At 66.3% G+C, this 17887-nt stretch carries 15 protein-coding genes; 11 read left to right on the top strand and 4 right to left on the bottom strand.

Annotation, left to right across the window (positions count from 1 at the left end):
* The first annotated feature begins 14 nt into the window (after positions 1 to 14).
* The 11 genes from GNX71_RS17595 to GNX71_RS17545 all read left to right on the top strand — a co-directional run bounded on the left by GNX71_RS17595 (position 15) and on the right by GNX71_RS17545 (position 14515).
* Entirely contained in the window at positions 15 to 1055 is a 1041-nt protein-coding gene (locus GNX71_RS17595) for an ABC transporter permease subunit (RefSeq protein WP_206173512.1), read from the top strand.
* Positions 1039 to 2088 carry an ABC transporter permease gene (locus tag GNX71_RS17590; protein WP_177224733.1) on the top strand — a complete coding sequence of 350 codons (1050 nt, stop codon included), beginning with the start codon at positions 1039 to 1041 and terminating at the stop codon, positions 2086 to 2088. Before GNX71_RS17595 ends, GNX71_RS17590 begins: the two co-directional genes overlap by 17 nt.
* A 26-nt stretch (positions 2089 to 2114) precedes the next feature.
* Positions 2115 to 3722: a dipeptide ABC transporter ATP-binding protein gene (locus tag GNX71_RS17585; RefSeq protein ID WP_241026967.1), complete on the top strand. Its 1608-nt coding sequence runs from the start codon at positions 2115 to 2117 to the stop codon at positions 3720 to 3722.
* Between the two features lie 19 nt (positions 3723 to 3741).
* Entirely contained in the window at positions 3742 to 4941 is a 1200-nt protein-coding gene (locus GNX71_RS17580) for a YbfB/YjiJ family MFS transporter (protein ID WP_206173510.1), read from the top strand.
* 196 nt (positions 4942 to 5137) lie between these two features.
* Positions 5138 to 5785 carry a ribosome maturation factor RimP gene (gene rimP / locus GNX71_RS17575; RefSeq protein ID WP_206173509.1) on the top strand — a complete coding sequence of 216 codons (648 nt, stop codon included), beginning with the start codon at positions 5138 to 5140 and terminating at the stop codon, positions 5783 to 5785.
* A 16-nt stretch (positions 5786 to 5801) separates the two neighbouring features.
* Positions 5802 to 7295, top strand: coding sequence for a transcription termination factor NusA (nusA, locus tag GNX71_RS17570; protein WP_206173508.1), 1494 nt, complete (start codon positions 5802 to 5804; stop codon positions 7293 to 7295).
* A 24-nt stretch (positions 7296 to 7319) separates the two neighbouring features.
* Complete coding sequence (infB, locus tag GNX71_RS17565) at positions 7320 to 10283, top strand: translation initiation factor IF-2 (protein ID WP_206173507.1); 2964 nt, start codon at positions 7320 to 7322, stop codon at positions 10281 to 10283.
* 117 nt (positions 10284 to 10400) lie between these two features.
* On the top strand, positions 10401 to 10772 hold the full coding sequence (gene rbfA / locus GNX71_RS17560; protein WP_206173506.1) for a 30S ribosome-binding factor RbfA: 372 nt from the start codon (positions 10401 to 10403) through the stop codon (positions 10770 to 10772).
* Between the two features lie 2 nt (positions 10773 to 10774).
* Positions 10775 to 11743, top strand: a complete 969-nt coding sequence (gene truB / locus GNX71_RS17555) for a tRNA pseudouridine(55) synthase TruB (protein ID WP_206173505.1) — start codon at positions 10775 to 10777, stop codon at positions 11741 to 11743.
* Positions 11740 to 13578, top strand: a complete 1839-nt coding sequence (gene typA / locus GNX71_RS17550; RefSeq protein WP_206173504.1) for a translational GTPase TypA — start codon at positions 11740 to 11742, stop codon at positions 13576 to 13578. Before truB ends, typA begins: the two co-directional genes overlap by 4 nt.
* A 13-nt stretch (positions 13579 to 13591) precedes the next feature.
* Entirely contained in the window at positions 13592 to 14515 is a 924-nt protein-coding gene (locus GNX71_RS17545) for a DMT family transporter (RefSeq protein WP_206173503.1), read from the top strand.
* A gap of 12 nt (positions 14516 to 14527) precedes the next feature.
* Here GNX71_RS17545 and GNX71_RS17540 read toward each other — a convergent pair whose 3' ends face one another.
* The 4 genes from GNX71_RS17540 to GNX71_RS17525 all read right to left on the bottom strand — a co-directional run bounded on the left by GNX71_RS17540 (position 14528) and on the right by GNX71_RS17525 (position 17887).
* Positions 14528 to 15970, bottom strand: a complete 1443-nt coding sequence (locus GNX71_RS17540) for a hypothetical protein (protein WP_206173502.1) — start codon at positions 15968 to 15970, stop codon at positions 14528 to 14530.
* Positions 15971 to 16056: 86 nt separating this feature from the next.
* Positions 16057 to 16449: an ATP-binding protein gene (locus GNX71_RS17535; RefSeq protein ID WP_206173501.1), complete on the bottom strand. Its 393-nt coding sequence runs from the start codon at positions 16447 to 16449 to the stop codon at positions 16057 to 16059.
* An 81-nt stretch (positions 16450 to 16530) separates the two neighbouring features.
* A complete protein-coding gene (locus GNX71_RS17530; RefSeq protein ID WP_206173500.1) occupies positions 16531 to 17361 on the bottom strand; it encodes an anti-sigma factor in 831 nt (276 codons plus the stop codon).
* Positions 17362 to 17371: 10 nt separating this feature from the next.
* On the bottom strand, positions 17372 to 17887 hold the full coding sequence (locus tag GNX71_RS17525) for a sigma-70 family RNA polymerase sigma factor (protein ID WP_206173499.1): 516 nt from the start codon (positions 17885 to 17887) through the stop codon (positions 17372 to 17374).

Below are 17887 nucleotides of genomic sequence, written 5' to 3'. Positions count from 1 at the left end.
GAAGGAACCAAGCCATGCTCTCCTATGTCCTCAAGCGACTGCTGCTGTTCATTCCCACGCTGCTGGGCGTGCTGCTGGTTACTTTCATGGTGGTGCAGTTCGTGCCGGGCGGGCCGGTGGAGCAGTACCTGGCCGAGGCGAAAACCGCGGGCGTCGCTGGCGGTGGCGGCGGCTTCGAGTCGGGCGGCGGCTCCTACCGGGGCAACCAGGGCGTAGACCCCAAGCGCCTGGAGCAGATCAAGGCGCTGTACGGCTTCGACAAGCCGCCGCACGAGCGCCTCTGGCAGATGCTCGGGCAGTTCGCGCGCTTCGACCTCGGCAAGAGTTTTTTCCAGAACAAGGATGTGTGGACGCTGATCCTGGAGAAGCTGCCCGTGTCGATCAGCCTCGGACTCTGGACCTTCTTCATCAGCTACGGCGTGGCGGTGCCGCTCGGCGTGGCCAAGGCGGTGCGCGCCGGCTCGCGCTTCGACCTCATCACCACGCTGATCGTGCTGATCGGCTATGCCATTCCGGGTTTCGTGCTCGGCGTGGCGCTGCTGGTGATCTTCGGGGGGCAATTGCAGTGGTTCCCGCTGCGCGGGCTGACCTCCTCGAACTGGGACGAACTCAGCTGGGGCGCCCGAATCGTCGACTACCTCTGGCACATCACCTTGCCGGTCACGGCCATGGTGCTCGGCAGCTTCGCGGTGACGGCCATGCTGACCAAGAACTCGTTCCTCGAGGAGATCCGCAAGCAGTACGTGCTGACCGCGCGCGCCAAGGGGCTGGGCGAGCGGCAGGTGCTCTGGAAGCATGTGTTCCGCAATGCGCTCATTCCGATCATCACCGGGCTGCCGGCGGCCTTCATCGGCTCGTTCTTCGCCGGGTCGCTGCTCATCGAGACGCTGTTCTCGCTCGACGGGCTGGGCCTGCTGGGCTATGAAAGCGTGATCCGGCGCGACTATCCCGTGGTGCTGGGCACCCTCTATATCTTTACGCTGATCGGCCTGGTGACCAAGCTGATCTCCGATCTCTGCTACGTCTGGGTGGACCCGCGTGTCAAATTCGACTGAGACCGCCCCGCACATCTCGCCCGGCCGCCGTGCCTGGATGCGCTTCAAGCGCAACCGGCTCGGTTTCTGGAGTCTGGTGCTCTTCACGCTGATGGTGGTGCTGAGCCTCTTTGCCGAGGTGCTGTCCACCGACAAGCCGCTGGTCGTGCGCTACCAGGGCCAGACCTACTTCCCCGTGCTGCGCGACTACTCCGAGAAGACCTTCGGCGGCGACTTCGAAACACCGGCCGACTACCTCGACCCCTTCATTCGCGAGCGGATCACCGCCGGCGACAACTGGGCGGTCTTCGCGCCCAACACCTACGGCGCCAAGACGCTGAACTATTTCGCCAAGGCGCCAAGCCCGGCCGCCCCCTCGGCCGACAACTGGCTCGGCACCGACGATCGCGGCCGCGACCTGCTAGCACAACTGATCTACGGCTTTCGCGTGAGCGTGCTGTTCGCGCTCGCGCTGACGGTCATCGGCACGGTGCTGGGCGTGGCGGCCGGCGCGGTGCAGGGCTACTTCGCGGGCCGGATCGACCTGGCGTTCCAGCGCTTCATCGAGATCTGGGGCTCGATGCCGGAGCTCTACCTGCTGATCATCTTCAGTGCCATCTTCAAGCCGAGCGTGACGCTGCTGCTGATCCTGCTGAGCCTGTTCGGCTGGATGGCCCTGTCCGACTACGTGCGCGCCGAGTTCCTGCGCAACCGCCAGATGGACTACGTGCGCGCCGCGCGCGCCCTGGGCGTGAGCAACCTGCAGATCATGTGGCGGCACATCCTGCCCAACAGCATGGTGCCCGTCGTCACCTTCCTGCCGTTTCGCATGAGCGCGGCAATCCTGGCGCTGACTTCGCTCGACTTTCTCGGCCTTGGGGTGCCGCCGGGCACGCCGTCGCTGGGCGAGTTGCTCAACCAGGGCAAGTCGAGCATCGACGCCTGGTGGATCTCGCTCTCCACCTTCGGCGTGCTGGTCATCACGCTCATGCTGCTGACCTTCATGGGCGACGCGCTGCGTGATGCGCTCGATCCGCGGAAGGCCGACAAGTGAGCGACACAACAACAAGAAATCAGCCTTTGGTCGACGTGGAAGGCCTGCGCATCGCGTTCGGCGGCAAGGAGGTCGTGCACGGCATCGACTTCCAGATTGCCGCCGGCGAAAAGCTTGCCTTGGTGGGCGAGTCGGGCTCGGGCAAGACCGTCACCGCGCTGTCGCTGCTGCGCCTGGTGCAGAACGCTGACCTTGCCGGCGTCGCAAGGCTCTTCGGCCCCGAACCCTCGCAGGGCGCGCGCGACTTGCTGTCGATTCCCGAGCGCGAGCTGCGCGGCATCCGCGGCAAGGAGATCGCGATGATCTTCCAGGAGCCGATGACCGCGCTCAACGCGCTCTACTGCGTGGGCGACCAGATCTCCGAGGTGCTCGAGCTGCACGAGGGGCTGTCCGCCCGCGCGGCGCAGGCGGCTGCCGTGCAACTGCTGGCCGACACCGGCATTCCCGAGCCGGCGCGGCGGGCGCGGTCGTTCCCGCACCAGCTCTCGGGCGGCCAGCGCCAGCGCGCCATGATCGCCATGGCGCTCGCCTGCAAGCCGCGCCTCTTGTTGGCCGACGAACCGACCACCGCGCTGGACGTCACGGTGCGCGCGCAGATCCTCGAGCTGCTGGCCGACCTGCAGCGCAAGTACGGCATGGCCGTGCTGCTGATCACCCACGACCTGAACCTCGTGCGCCGTTTCGCCGACCGCGTGGCCGTCATGGAGAACGGCCACATCGTCGAGCACGGCGCCGTGGCCACCGTCTTCGACGCCCCACAGCACGCCTACACCCGTAAGCTGATCGACAGCCATCCGGAGCGCGACGTGGCGGCGGTGGCCGCACGCGCCGATGCTGCGCCGGTGCTTGAAGCCAAGGCGCTGCGCGTGAGCTATCCGGTGGCGAGGCCTGGCTTTGCCGGGTGGTTCCGCAGGGGCGAATTCATTGCAGTGCAGGGCGCCGATTTCCGCATCGTGCCGGGCGAGACGCTGGGCGTGGTCGGTGAGTCTGGCTCGGGCAAGTCGACGCTCGCGCTTGCGGCGCTCGGACTCTTGAAATACCGAGGCGAGCTGAAGGTGGATGGCAAGGGATGGGCGGTCGATCGCGCATCGGACCTGGCCCTTCGCCGCACGATGCAGGTGGTGTTCCAGGACCCGTTCTCCTCGCTCTCGCCGCGCATGACGGTCGAGCAGATCGTGGGGGAGGGGCTGCGCGTCCATGCGCCGGAGCTCGACACGAAGGCGCGCCGGGCCCGCTCGCTCGCGGCGCTGGCGGACGTGGGGCTGACCGAGGCGCAGTTTCCCGCGCTGCTCGACCGCTATCCGCATGAGTTCTCGGGCGGCCAGCGGCAGCGGCTCGCGATCGCGCGGGCATTGATCGTCGATCCGCAATTGCTGGTGCTCGACGAGCCGACCAGCGCGCTCGACGTGACGATCCAGAAGCAGGTGCTGGGCCTGCTGCAACGCCTGCAGCGCGAGCGGGGGCTGAGCTACCTCTTGATCACCCACGACGTCGAGGTGATCCGCGCCATGGCCCACCAGGTCATCGTGATGAAGGACGGGGCCATCCTCGAAACCGGGTCGGTCGAGCGCGTGCTCGATGCGCCGGCGCATCCCTATACGCAGAAACTGGTGGCCGCGGCGCTGCTGGAATAAAACGAAAAGAGACGAAGAAATGTCGGTAAACGGACAGGACCGCCGCGGCGCCTGGCGCGCAGCGCTGGCCTGCATGGTCACGCTGGCGGTGGCGATGGGCCTCGGGCGCTTCGCCTTCACGCCCATGCTGCCCATCATGCTGGGCGAGGGAAAACTGGAGCTGGCCGGGGGCGGCGTGCTGGCGTCGCTCAATTACCTGGGTTATTTCCTCGGGGCGGTGAGCTGCGCGGCCATCGGGATCAAGGCGTCGAGCATGGTCCGGGGCGGGCTGGCTGCGACGGCGGCGCTGCTGATCGGCATGGGCCTGCTCCACAGCTTCGCGGGCTGGGGCATCCTGCGCGCGGCCGCCGGTGTGATGAGCGCCTGGGTCTTCGTCTTTGCCTCGGGCTGGGGGCTGCGGCGGCTGGCTGAAACGAATTCGCCGACGCTGGCCGGGGTGATCTACACCGGGCCGGGCATCGGGATTGCCATGACCGGGCTGCTCGGCGGGGCGTTGGGGCGCTGGGGTTCCGAGGTGGGATGGATCGGCCTGGGTCTGCTGGCCGTGGTGCTTATCGCGATCATCTGGCGGGTGTTCGATGACGGTGAAGTCGCGCAGGGTGGGGGTGCGAAGGCCCCTGCGACTGCAAGCAGCAGCGCGACGGCATCCGGCGCGGATCGCAGCGATGCGATCTGGCTGGTTGCACTCTATGGGCTGGCGGGCTTCGGCTACATCATCACGGCCACTTTCCTGCCGGTGATCGCGCGCCAGGCGCTGCCGGGATCGTCGTGGCCCGACTTCTTCTGGCCGCTGTTCGGCGCAGCCATCATTCCGGGCGCGCTGATCGGCGCCCGGGCGCCCACCCATTGGGATAACCGGCTCCTGCTGGCAGCCGCCTATGCGCTGCAGGCGCTGGGCGTGGTGCTTTCCGTGGCGTGGCCCACGATCGGCGGGTTCGCGTTGGGCAGCCTGTTGCTGGGGATGCCATTCACCGCGATCACGCTTTTCGCAATGCGGGAGGCGCGCCGGCTGCGCGGCAATGCGGCGGCAGGGCTGATCGGCTATGCCACGGCGTCCTACGGAGTGGGGCAGATCATCGGCCCACTGTTCGCGGCGCCCCTGGCGCAGCGCACCGGCTCTTTCGAGCAGCCGCTGCTGGTTGCGGCTGCGGCATTGGCGCTCGGCGCGGTGCTGTTTGCGGTGGTCTGGTCGAAATCTCGTCGTCCTGTGACTGTCTGAGCTGCAATGCCCCTTCATTTATCACACGAATAGCATATAATTCGAGGCTCACGACCAAACGGGCGGGTACCAACCGCCCGTTTTTTTTGGTCTATGCATTCTTGATCATTCGTTGCGTTCGCTGAGGTTCAGGTATTCGCGGTGGCGGATATCGCGAATTCGGCGAATTGAGTATTTAAAAGGCACCTTCGAACACGTGGCATTGCAGCAAATAGTGGAACAAACCGTGGCCGGTCTTGGCTACGACCTGGTCGAGATCGAACGCTCGGCCGGGGGATTGCTGCGCGTGACCATTGATTTGCCCTGGGTGGCCCCCACCTCTGAAGCTGTGGCTGCAGGCGTGCCGGAGCCCTTCGTGACGGTCGAGGACTGCGAGAAGGTGACGCGGCAACTGCAGTTCGCGCTCGAGGTCGATGGTGTCGATTACAAGCGGCTCGAGGTGTCCTCGCCCGGTATCGACAGGCCGCTGCGCAATGAGCAGGATTTCGAGCGTTTCGTGGGCGCGGTGATCGACATCACGCTCAAGGCGCCCATGGGCGCGGCGGCGGCGGGCCAGGTGTCCGCCACCCGCAAGAAATTTCGCGGCACGCTGGAGCGTGCTGAAAAGGCGGAAGGGGCTGACGCAGCCCCGGGCTGGCAGATCGTCTGGAGCGATGCGCCCGAGCCCAAGCCAGGTCAAAAAGTGAGCAAGAAGCGCGCGCCTGCACCGTTGCATGCGCTGGGCTTCGTATTGGACGAGCTGCGCGATGCGCGGCTCGCGCCGATTGTGGATTTCAAGGGCCGCAAGGCCAAAACCCAACCGGGTTTTTCGGATATTGACGACGGAACGAACGTTCCTGACTGACAAGAGGAGTGGTGGCATGAATCGCGAAATGTTGATGTTGGTGGATGCGATCTCGCGCGAGAAGAACGTCGAACGCGACGTTGTCTTCGGCGCGGTCGAATCCGCACTGGCGCAAGCCACCAAGAAGCTCCATCAGGGCGACGTGGATATCCGCGTCGCCGTCGATCGCGACAGCGGCGACTACGAAACCTTCCGTCGCTGGCACGTCGTTCCCGACGAAGCCGGCCTGCAGTTGCCCGACCAGGAAATCCTCCTGTTCGAAGCCAAGGAAGAAATGTCGGACATCGAGGTCGGCGAGTACATCGAAGAAGCGGTGGACTCGGTGCCGATCGGCCGCATCGGCGCCATGGCCGCCAAGCAGGTGATCCTGCAGAAGATCCGCGACGCCGAGCGCGAGATGCTGCTCAACGACTTCATGTCGCGCGGCGACAAGATCTTCGTGGGCACCGTCAAGCGCCTGGACAAGGGCGACATCATCGTGGAGGCCGGCCGCGTCGAAGGGCGCCTGCGCCGCAGCGAGATGATCGCCAAGGAAAACCTGCGCAATGGCGACCGCGTGCGCGCCATGATCATGGAAGTCGACCTGACGCTGCGCGGCGCGCCGATCATCCTGTCGCGCTCGGCCCCCGAGTTCATGATCGAGCTGTTCCGCCAGGAAGTGCCCGAAATCGAACAGGGCCTGCTCGAAATCAAGAGCTGCGCCCGTGACCCGGGTTCGCGCGCCAAGATCGCCGTGCTCTCGCACGACAAGCGGGTCGATCCGATCGGCACCTGTGTCGGCGTGCGCGGCACCCGCGTCAACGCCGTCACGAACGAACTCGCCGGCGAGCGCGTCGACATCGTGCTGTGGAGCGAAGACCCGGCCCAATTCGTGATCGGCGCCTTGGCGCCGGCGAACGTGTCGTCCATCGTGGTGGACGAGGAAAAGCACGCCATGGACGTGGTGGTCGACGAGGAAAACCTCGCCATCGCCATCGGCCGCGGCGGCCAGAACGTGCGCCTGGCTTCCGACCTCACCGGTTGGAAGATCAACATCATGGACGCCAACGAGTCGGCACAGAAGCAGGCGACCGAAACGGATGCCAGCCGCAAGCTCTTCATGGAAAAGCTCGACGTCGATGAAGAAATCGCCGACATCCTGATCTCCGAAGGCTTCAACAGCCTGGAAGAAGTCGCGTATGTGCCGATTTCCGAAATGCTCGAGATCGAGGCGTTCGACGAAGACACCATCAATGAGCTGCGCTCGCGTGCCAAGGATGCGCTGCTGACCATGGAAATCGCCAAGGAAGAGGGCGTCGAGGCCCAGTCGCCGGTATCGCAGAACCTGCGCGACCTCGAAGGCCTGGACCCCGAGCTGATTCCCAAGTTGGCCGAAGCGGGTGTGAACACCCGTGACGACCTCGCCGACCTCGCGGTCGATGAACTCACCGAGATCACCGGCCAAAGCGCCGATGACGCCAAAGCCCTCATCTTGAAAGCCCGCGAACATTGGTTCGCCGGCCAAGAGTGATGGTCATGGAGGCACGAAACCAATATGTCCAGTACCACTGTCGCCGAGTTCGCGAACGAGCTCAAGAAGACTCCCGAAACCTTGCTTGACCAGCTCAAGAGCGCAGGCGTGCCCAAAGCGGCACCCACCGATGCACTCACCGAGGCTGACAAGCAGCGCCTGCTCGGCTTTCTCAAAGCCAGCCATGGCACCGCCGAGCCCGAGCGCAAGAAGATCACGCTGACCAAGAAGTCGACCAGCGAGATCAAGCAGGCCGACGCCACCGGCCGCGCCCGCACCATCCAGGTCGAAGTGCGCAAGAAGCGCACCTTCATCCAGCGCGATGAGGGCCATCCGGCCGAGCCTGTGCAGCAAGCCGCCGAGGCGCCCGCCGCCGAGCCGGCGGCACCCCGCGTCGACGAGGCCGAACTGGCCCGCCGCGAGGAAGAAGCACGTCGCCAGGCCGAACTGATCCGCCGCCAGGAAGAAGAACTGGCCGAGAAGCGGCGCCTGCGCGAAGAAGCCGAAGCCCGTGAGCGCGAGCAGGCCGAAAAGGCCGAGCGCGCCGAACAGGCCGAGCAGGAAGCCGCACGCGTCGCCGCCGAGAAGAAGGCCGCCGCCGAAGCCGCCGCTGCGCCTGCGAAGGAAGCCGCCAAGCCGGTCGAGGCGCCTGCTGCAGTCGCCGCGGCCGCTGCTGCCGCCGCCGCCGAACAGCACGCCGCCGATACCAAGCTGGCCGCCCAGACCGCCGCCACGCAAGCCAAGGAAGACGCGAAGGCCAAGGCCGCCGCCGAATCGAAGGCCCGTGCCGACGAGGAAGCCGCCCGCGCCAAGGACCTGGACGAGCGTCGCCGCAAGGCCCTCGCCGAGGCCGAAGCCATCCGCGCCATGATGAATGCACCGGCCCGCGTGCTGGTGCCGCACAAGGCGCCCGAGAAGCCGCAGCCCGAAAAGGCCGCGGTCAAGGGCACGCTGCACAAGCCGGCCACGCCCGCCGCGCGTCCTGGTGCACCAGCCGCCCCGGGTGCTGCTGCAGCCCCTGGCGCCGCCGCCGGTGCCGGCAAGGAAGTCAAGTCGGCCAAGCTCTCGTCGAGCTGGGCGGGCGATCCTGCCAAGAAGAAGGAAATCAAGACCCGCGGCGATGCCAGCGGTGGTGTCGGCCGCGGCAACTGGCGCGGAGGCCCGCGCGGCCGTCGCGGCAACGACCGCGGTGGTCACGAGGAGCACGCACCGGCCGCACCGGTCGAGGCGCGCATCCTGGAAGTGCACGTGCCGGAAACCATCACGGTGGCCGAGCTCGCGCACAAGATGGCCGTCAAGGCCGGCGAAGTCATCAAGCAATTGATGAAGCTGGGCCAGATGGCGACCATCAACCAGTCGCTCGACCAGGACACGGCCATGATCCTGGTGGAGGAAATGGGTCACAACGCGGTGGTTGCCGCGCTGGACGATCCGGAAGCCTTCACCGACGAGGACGTGTCGGCGCAAACGGCGGAAGCCCTGCCGCGCGCACCGGTCGTGACCGTCATGGGTCACGTCGACCACGGCAAGACCTCGCTGCTGGACTACATCCGCCGCGCCAAGGTCGCTGCGGGCGAAGCCGGCGGCATCACGCAGCACATCGGTGCGTACCACGTCGAAACCGAACGCGGCATGGTGTCGTTCCTCGACACCCCGGGTCACGAGGCGTTCACCGCCATGCGTGCCCGCGGTGCGCAGGCCACCGACATCGTGATCCTGGTGGTGGCGGCCGACGACGGCGTCATGCCCCAGACCAAGGAAGCCATCAAGCACGCGAAGGCTGCCGGTGTGCCGATCGTGGTTGCGATCAACAAGGTGGACAAGCCCGACGCCAACCTGGACCGCGTGAAGCAGGAACTGGTGGCTGAAGAGGTTGTGCCCGAAGAGTACGGCGGCGACGTGCCGTTCGTGCCGGTGTCGGCCAAGACCGGCCAGGGCATCGACGACCTGCTCGAACAGGTGCTGCTGCAGGCTGAAGTGCTGGAACTCAAGGCGCCGGTGGATGCCGCCGCCAAGGGCCTGGTCATCGAAGCGCAGCTCGACAAGGGCCGCGGCCCGGTCGCGACGGTGCTGGTTCAGTCCGGCACGCTCAAGACCGGCGACGTGGTGCTGGCGGGTTCCACCTATGGCCGCGTGCGCGCCATGCTGGACGAAGACGGCAAGACCATCAAGACCGCGGGTCCGTCGATCCCGGTCGAGATCCAGGGCCTGACCGAAGTGCCGCAAGCCGGCGACGAGTTCATGGTGATGGCCGACGAGCGCCGTGCGCGCGAAATCGCCACTTATCGTGCCGGCAAGTTCCGCAACACGAAGCTGGCGAAGGCCCAGGCCGCGAACCTGCAGAACATGTTCACCGACCTGTCGGCGGGCGAAGTGCAGACGCTGCGGATCATCATCAAGGCCGACGTGCAGGGCTCGCAGGAAGCGCTGGCCCAGTCGCTGCTCAAGCTGGCGAACGAGGAAGTCAAGGTCCAGATGGTGTACGCCGGCGTCGGCGGCATCAGCGAAAGCGACATCAACCTCGCCATCGCCTCCAAGGCCATCGTGATCGGCTTCAACGTGCGTGCCGATGCTGGTGCGCGCAAGCTGGCCGAGAGCAACGGCGTGCAACTGAACTACTACAGCATCATTTACGACGCTGTGGACGAGATCAAGGTTGCGATGTCGGGCATGCTGGCTCCGGAGCGCCGCGAAGAGATCATCGGCTCGGCCGAGATCCGCACGGTGTTCGTGGCTTCGAAGATCGGTACGGTCGCAGGTTCGTACATCACCTCGGGCTCGGTCAACCGCAGTGCGCATTTCCGCCTGCTGCGCGACAACGTGGTGATCTATACCGGCGAAGTCGACTCGATCAAGCGCATGAAGGACGATGTCCGCGAAGTCCGCGAAGGTTTTGAGTGCGGTATCAAGCTCAAGAACTACAACGACATCAAAGAGGGCGATCAGCTCGAATTCTTCGAAATCAAGGAGATTGCGCGTACGTTGTAACGCGCGCCGCGATATCGAGCTCATTGCCGCGTTGCAGCCGTCTTGCCGTACTGAAGTACTGTCTGCGACGGCGCGCCTTGCACTGAGCCCGATCTCGCGACGCTAGCCATTGATCAAATGCCCAAAAGAAAAGCAGCAGCCCCGAACCGCGCCTTCAAGGTCGCCGACCAGATCCAGCGGGATCTGACGGAGTTGATCGCGCGCGAGTTGAAGGACCCGCGCGTGGGCATGGTCACGATCCAGGCGGTCGAGGTCACGCCCGACTATGCGCACGCGAAGATCTACTTCAGCATGCTCACGGGCGACGTCGAAGAGACCACCGCTGCGCTGAACCAGGCCGCAGGGTTCCTGCGCAATGGCCTGTTCAAGCGCCTCCATATCCACACCGTGCCGACGCTGCACTTCCTGTTCGACCGCACCACCGAGCGTGCGGCCGACATGAACGCGCTCATCGCGCAGGCCGTCGCTTCCCGCTCGAAAGACGAATAGCGATGAATGCGCCACGCACAAGGGTGCAGCGGCGCCCTGTGCATGGGGTGTTGTTGCTCGACAAACCGCTGGGACTCTCCAGCAACCAGGCCTTGCAGAAGGCCAAGTGGTTGCTGCGCGCCGAAAAGGCGGGCCATACCGGCACGCTCGATCCGCTGGCCACCGGCGTGCTGCCGCTGTGCTTTGGCGCGGCCACCAAGTTCAGCCAGTTGCACCTGGACGCGGACAAGACCTACGAAGCCACCGCACGCCTGGGCATCAAGACCTCGACCGGCGATGCCGAGGGCGAGGTGATTGCCGAGCGCCCGGTGCATGTCACCGCCGAAGACCTGGCCCGCGCCGAGACGCAGTTCACCGGTTCGATCCGCCAGGTTCCGCCGATGCACAGCGCCCTCAAGAAGGACGGCAAGGCGCTCTACGAATACGCCCGCGAAGGCATCGAGATCGAACGCGCGCCGCGCGACGTGGTGATCCACGCACTGAAGATCACCCAGGCCGCCTCCGAATCGGCGGGCAACGCGATCCGCATCGTGGCGTCCGTGAGCAAGGGCACCTACATCCGCACGCTGGGCGAAGACATCGGCGAGGCGCTGGGCTGCGGCGCGCACCTCACGTCGCTGCGCCGCACGGCCACCGGCGGTTTCGGAGTGGCGCAGTGCATCACGCTCGAAGCGCTCGAAGCCATGGACGAGAAAGAGCGGCTGGCCCAGTTGTTGCCTGCCGAATCCCTGGTCGAAGGCCACACGATCGTCACGCTCGGAAGCGAAGATGCGGGGCGCTTTTTGTCCGGCCTGCGCCGCCGTGGCCAGTGGCCTGATGCGGACCACGTGGCGGTGTTCGGCGACACGCCGCCTGCCTTCCTCGGTACGGCGCACATCGCCGCCAACGAACTGATCCCGGGGCGCTTGCTGAACCCCATCGAAATTCAGCAAATTCTTTTGAACGCACAACAGACAGAAGCGACACCATGAGTACCAAGCAAATCCGCAATATCGCCATCATTGCCCACGTGGACCATGGCAAGACCACCATGGTCGACCAGCTGCTGCGCCAATCGGGCACCTTCGCCGAGCACGAGAAGGTCGTCGACACGGTGATGGACAACAACGCCATCGAAAAGGAACGTGGCATCACGATCCTGGCCAAGAACTGCGCCGTGACCTGGGAGGGCACGCACATCAACATCGTCGACACCCCGGGCCACGCGGACTTCGGCGGTGAAGTGGAACGCGCGCTGTCGATGGTCGACGGCGTGGTGCTGCTGATCGACGCGCAGGAAGGCCCGATGCCGCAGACGCGCTTCGTGACCAAGAAGGCGCTGGCCCTGGGCCTGAAGCCCATCCTGGTCGTGAACAAGGTCGACAAGCCCGGTGCGAACCCCGACAAGGTGGTCAATGCCGCCTTCGACCTGTTCGACAAGCTCGGCGCGACCGACGAACAGCTCGACTTCCCCGTGGTGTACGCCTCGGGCATCAACGGCTGGTCGTCGCTCGAAGAAGGCGCTCCGGGCGAACAGTGGGGCCCCGACATGTCGGCCCTGTTCAACACCATCCTGAAGCACGTGCCGTCGCAAAAGGGTGACCCGAACGCGCCGCTGCAACTGCAGATTTCCGCGCTCGACTTCTCGACCTTCGTCGGCCGCATCGGCGTGGGCCGCATCAGCCAGGGCACGCTGCGTCCGATGACCGACGTGCTGGTCATGGAAGGCCCGGACGGCAAGGCCATCAAGGGTCGCGTCAACCAGGTGCTGACCTTCCAGGGCCTGGACCGCGTGCAATCGACCGAAGCCGGTCCCGGCGAAATCGTGCTGATCAACGGCATCACGGACATCGGCATCGGCGTCACCGTGACCGACAAGGACAGCCCCGCGCCGCTGCCCATGCTCAAGGTCGACGAACCGACCCTGACCATGAACTTCTGCGTGAACACCAGCCCGCTGGCCGGCCGCGAAGGCAAGTTCGTGACCAGCCGCCAGATCTGGGACCGCCTGCAAAAGGAACTGCAGCACAACGTGGCGCTGCGCGTGAGCGAGACCGACGAAGAAGGCATCTTCGAAGTCATGGGCCGCGGCGAACTGCACCTGACCATTCTTCTGGAAAACATGCGCCGCGAAGGCTATGAAATGGCCGTGTCCAAGCCGCGCGTGGTGTTCCGCACCGTGAACGGCGAAAAGCACGAGCCCATCGAAATGGTCACGGCCGACATCGAAGAAGGCCACCAGGGCGGCGTGATGCAGGCCCTCGGCGAGCGCAAGGGCGAGCTGGTCAACATGGAACCGGACGGCCGCGGCCGCGTGCGCCTCGAGTACCGCATTCCGGCGCGTGGCCTCATCGGCTTCACCAACGAATTCCTGAACCTGACGCGCGGCTCGGGCCTCATCAGCAACATCTTCGACAGCTACGAGGCGCACAAGGGCGACATCGGCGGCCGCAAGAACGGTGTGCTGATCTCGATGGACGACGGTGAAATCTTCACCTACGCCCTGGGCAAGCTGGACGACCGCGGCCGCATGTTCGTGAAGGCGAACGATCCGGTGTACGAAGGCATGATCGTGGGCATCCACAGCCGCGACAACGACCTGGTCGTGAACGCCACGCGCACCAAGCAGCTGACCAACTTCCGCGTGAGCGGCAAGGAAGACGCGATCAAGATCACGCCCCCGATCGACCTCACGCTGGAATACGGCGTCGAGTTCATCGAGGACGACGAGCTGGTCGAAATCACGCCCAAGAGCGTGCGCCTGCGCAAGCGTTTCCTGAAGGAAAACGAGCGCAAGCGCGCCGGCCGCGAAACGCAATCCGCCTGACCCTGAGGGGTCCATGCGCCTGACGCACGGCGGCGCTGTGTGGCTGATGGTCGTCGTGACCCTGATGTGGGGCACGGCGGGCGTCGTCACACGGCACCTTGCACAGGCGCACAGTTTCGAGATCACCTTCTGGCGCAGCCTCTTCACGACGCTGGCGCTGCTGGTGATCTTGCCGCTTTGGCGGGGGCGTGCCGTGTTCACGCAGTTGCGCAGCGGCGGGCGCGAACTCTGGATCTCGGGCGTCTGCTGGGCCGTGATGTTCACGGCCTTCATGGTGGCGCTCACGATGGCTTCGACGGCGAGCGTGCTGGTCACGATGTCGCTCGGGCCGCTGCTCACCGCGCTCGCGGCGCGCATCTTCATCGGTCACCGTCTTCCTGCGCGCACCTGGGTGGCCATCGTGGTGGCCGGGCTGGGCATCGGCTGGATGTACGGCACGCAGCTGATGCAGGGTGGGGCGGGCGGTAGTTCGCTGCTCGGCACTCTGGTCGCGCTGTGCGTGCCGTTGGCCGGCGCCACCAACTGGACCGTCGTCCAGCACGCGCACGCGAAGGGGCATGACATCGACCTGGTGCCTGCCGTGCTGATCGGCGCCGTGCTCACCGCCTTGTTCACCTTGCCCTTTGCCTTGCCGTTCCAGGCGAGTGCGCATGACCTCGGCCTGCTGGCCTTCCTGGGCGTGTTCCAGCTGGCCATTCCCTGCGTGCTGTCGGTGCTGTGCGCGCAAGTGCTGAAGGCGCCTGAAGTGGCCTTGCTGGCGCTGCTCGAGGTGATCTTCGGCATCGCGCTGGCCTGGATCGGCGCGGACGAGGAGCCGGCTGCGAGCGTGCTGACCGGTGGTGCGCTCGTCATCGGCGCGCTGGTGTTCAACGAACTGCTGGCGTTGCACGGGCGCCGCACGACGGTGGCCGACACCGCGGTGCCGGGCGCGCACTAGGCGCCCGAAGACCTACTCGGGCGCTGCAACGGCGTCTGTCACGCCCAGGCCGATGAGTCGGGCCTCTGTCACTGCCCGGGTAAAGCGCTTCGCAAAGTCGTCGCTCATGCGCCAGTTGCCGTTGTCCTGCACGAAGGTGAACTCGCCGGTCAGCGGCAGCGACTGCGAACGACCGATGGTGGCCAGCAGGCTGTCGTTGTATTCGACGACCAACGGACAGACGCGGCTCACGCCGTCTTCATGCACGCGGCAGGGGCCGGTAGGTTCGAAATCGGCGATTTCGCGTTCGCGGTCGGCGTCGGTGACCACGAGGCCGGTGGTGGAACGCTGGCGGGCGCGCTGGCGTTCGAGCTGGCGCTGAAGCATCGCCGCGGCGGGCGAACTCGACTGCACGGCGGTCACGCCGTCACGGAAGGCCTTCTCCGCTGCCACGCGCCCGATGGGCTCGGCGTTGTAGAGCGGCTTGCCTTTGGCATCCAGATTGCCAAAGCGAGCCTCCACGATGACCGGGTCGGCACCGCGCACCATCATCTTGTCGTCGTCGGCAGAGGTCGGGCCGATCGTGTACGCGATCGACTTGGTCTCGTCGCCCCGGGCCATCGTCGCCATGCAACCTCTGATGCGGTCGTCCTTGCGGTAGCCGATTTCGCGCAGTCCGCTCAGGGTCGGGATGCCGACTTCGCGCAGGCCCTGGGTGCGCGCGTCGATCGATACGCGGAGCATCAGGCTCTCCAGCGTCTTGTGCGTGGTGTCGGCGTTGCAGGCCGGCACGCCTTGCGGCGCGAAGAAGTACCAGCCGAGGCCGCCCACGACCGCCAGCGTGACCAGTCGGGAGAGCCAGGCACCCCGGCGCCGCTTGCCTTGCGCGGCGGCCCGCCACGCGCCGACTGCCTTTTCGTCGGCCGCGATCTCTTCTTGCGCCTCGGCCACGATGCGGGCCCGGTCCGCCGCCATGGCAAAGGCCGGCTCGGCCGCGACCTCGGCGCATGTGGCCTCGAAAAGCTCCTTCTCGAGTGGCCCGTCGATCACCATCCAAGCCAGCGTGGCGGCCGGTGCGGCGGGCGCGCTGCCGACCAGCGGCGTTTCTTCGAGGGCCATGTCCCGTGTCTCGGCATCGACGAGGCCGTCGTTGAAGAGCGCGTTCACCGCTTCGTGCGTGATGCCGCGGTCGCCGAGCTCCACGAATTCCTCGGCGTCATAGGCGACCTCGGCGGCATCGTCGGCGGTGGCGACGGGCGGCGAAGCCTCCTCGAGCCGTTCGACGGCGGCGTCGATTTCTTCCTGGGTGATCAGGCCCTTCGCGCACATCCAGGCGAGTGCATGCGCGGGGCCGGGTATCGGCGGGAGCGTGGCGGTCTCGGGATGGGCGAGCACGGCGTCGTGCTGCGCATCGGTGATCAGGCCGTAGGAGAGGAGGGCGAGGAACGCATCCGGATTCGCAGCTGCAGGATTCATGCGGCGATTCTGCCGTGGCGCAGGCGCCAATAAAAAAGGCCCCGGCGTGAGTCGGAGCCTTTGCGATCAGGTGGTGACCGTGTCGATCAGGGGCGGGCAATCTTCCAGTTGCCGCCCACGCCGTCGCCGGTCTTGTCGCCCGGCTTGGCATCCTTGGCCCAGTAGTACAGCGGCCAGCCCTTGTAGGCCCATTGGCGCTTGGCGTCTTCGCGAATGATGATGGTGTAGCCGCCGATGGGCTTGGCGGTGTCGGCCACGGGGAGCGGTGGCCAGTTGGCCGCGCACTGGGCGTTGCAGACGGAGGTGCCGCTGCCGGCCGTGTCCTTGGTGAAGGTGTAGAGCGTCATGCCGTTCGGTCCGACCAGCACGCCGTCGGCGGTGCGGGTGGGGGTGTCGGGGGCGCTGGCGGTCTTGTTGGACATGCCGCCGCAGCCGGCGAGCAGGGCCGCCGCGAGGATCGAGGCGCTGAGCAATTTCATGCAGTTTCTCCTTCGGTTGAAAAATCGCGAAAACAAACAAGGCAAGCGGGTTGTTGCGCGAGCCGGCAGTTTATGCCGGCCTCACGACAAATCGCGGTAGGCGAGGGTCGCGAGTTTGAGCAAAACGTCGCGCGGTAGCTTGCCGGCAACGGCATAGCCGAAGCCCTGGTCGACCCAGTAGAAGCTCGGCACGGCGCCCTCGGACGTGAACCGGAAGGCGGTTTCGCGCGCGGCCGCCGAATCCGGTGCCCGGGTGTCGAGGGTGCCGATGTAGAGCGTGACGCGCTCGCCCGCCGCGTCTTCGAACATGAACTGGGCGCGTGCACCGGTTTCGCCTGGCAGCAGGCGTCCGCCGACGAGCGTGTAGCCCAAGGGGCTCAGGTCAGGCACCTTGAGCGGGCGGTCGAGCCGCTTGGAGAGCCACTGCACGAGGTGCTGCTGCTCGGAGGCGGCCACTTCGACCGGGTGTCTTTTCTCGGGCGCGTAGACGACATGGGCGATCGATGCGTCGTGCACGAACTCGCGCATCGCGGGCGCCTTGGCCAGCACGGCCGACGGGTTGCGCGATGCCGACCATTGCGCGTTGCCGAGCCAGCCCGCGGCAAACGCGACAAGCACGCCGGCCGCCATGCCGCCCCAGCGCATCCAGTTGCTGCGCCGGGCCTGCCGGGGCAGATTGCGGTCGAGTGCACTCATCAGCGGCGCCGGGATGGATTCGTCCAGCAACTCGCCATGCAGGCGGCGCAGGGCATCGCGCTGGGTGTGCCAGGCCGCGACCTTTGCGGCCATGGCCGGGTCGCGCGCCAGGGCTTCTTCGACTGCGAGCCGGCGATCCGGGGCGAGCTGGCCGTCGACCAGCGCGTGCAGTTCGTCGTCGGTGACATCGGTGGGGGGCGGGGCGGGGCGGTTCATGGTGCGGATTTCACTTGAGGCGACGCAGGCCCGGACGATGCGGCGCGGCGGTGCCGTCCAGCAGTTCCTGCAGCCGCACGCGGGCGCGCGAGAGGCGCGACATCACGGTGCCGGCGGGAATGCCCAGCACCTTCGCCACCTCGGCATAGGACATGTCTTCGAGCGTCACGAGGAGCAGCACGGCGCGCTGTTCCTCGGGCAGTTGCAGCAGGCAGCGCTGCAGGTCGAGGCTCGCGCCCTGGTCGCGGCCCGGATCGATGCCGCCATGCAACTCGTGCGTGGCATCGTCGAGCGGCACCACGCTGTGCGGCGGCGGCGTGCGCCGCACCTGGCTCGCGAAGACGTTGTGCATGACCGTGAAGAGCCATGCGCGCAGGTCGCTCCCTACCACCCAGAGGCGCCACTTGCTGCAGGCCCGCTCGAGGGTGTCCTGCACCAGGTCGTCGGCCGCCCACGTGTTGCCTGTGAGCGCGCGCGCATAGCGGCGCAGGCTCGGGATGTGGTCGACCAGCAGGCGGGCGTCCAT

Source organism: Variovorax sp. RKNM96, assembly GCF_017161115.1.
In the GTDB taxonomy this organism is placed as follows: domain Bacteria; phylum Pseudomonadota; class Gammaproteobacteria; order Burkholderiales; family Burkholderiaceae_C; genus Variovorax.
The sequence above is the reverse complement of the archived record's forward strand: the minus strand, read 5'-3'. Positions and strand labels throughout refer to the sequence as shown.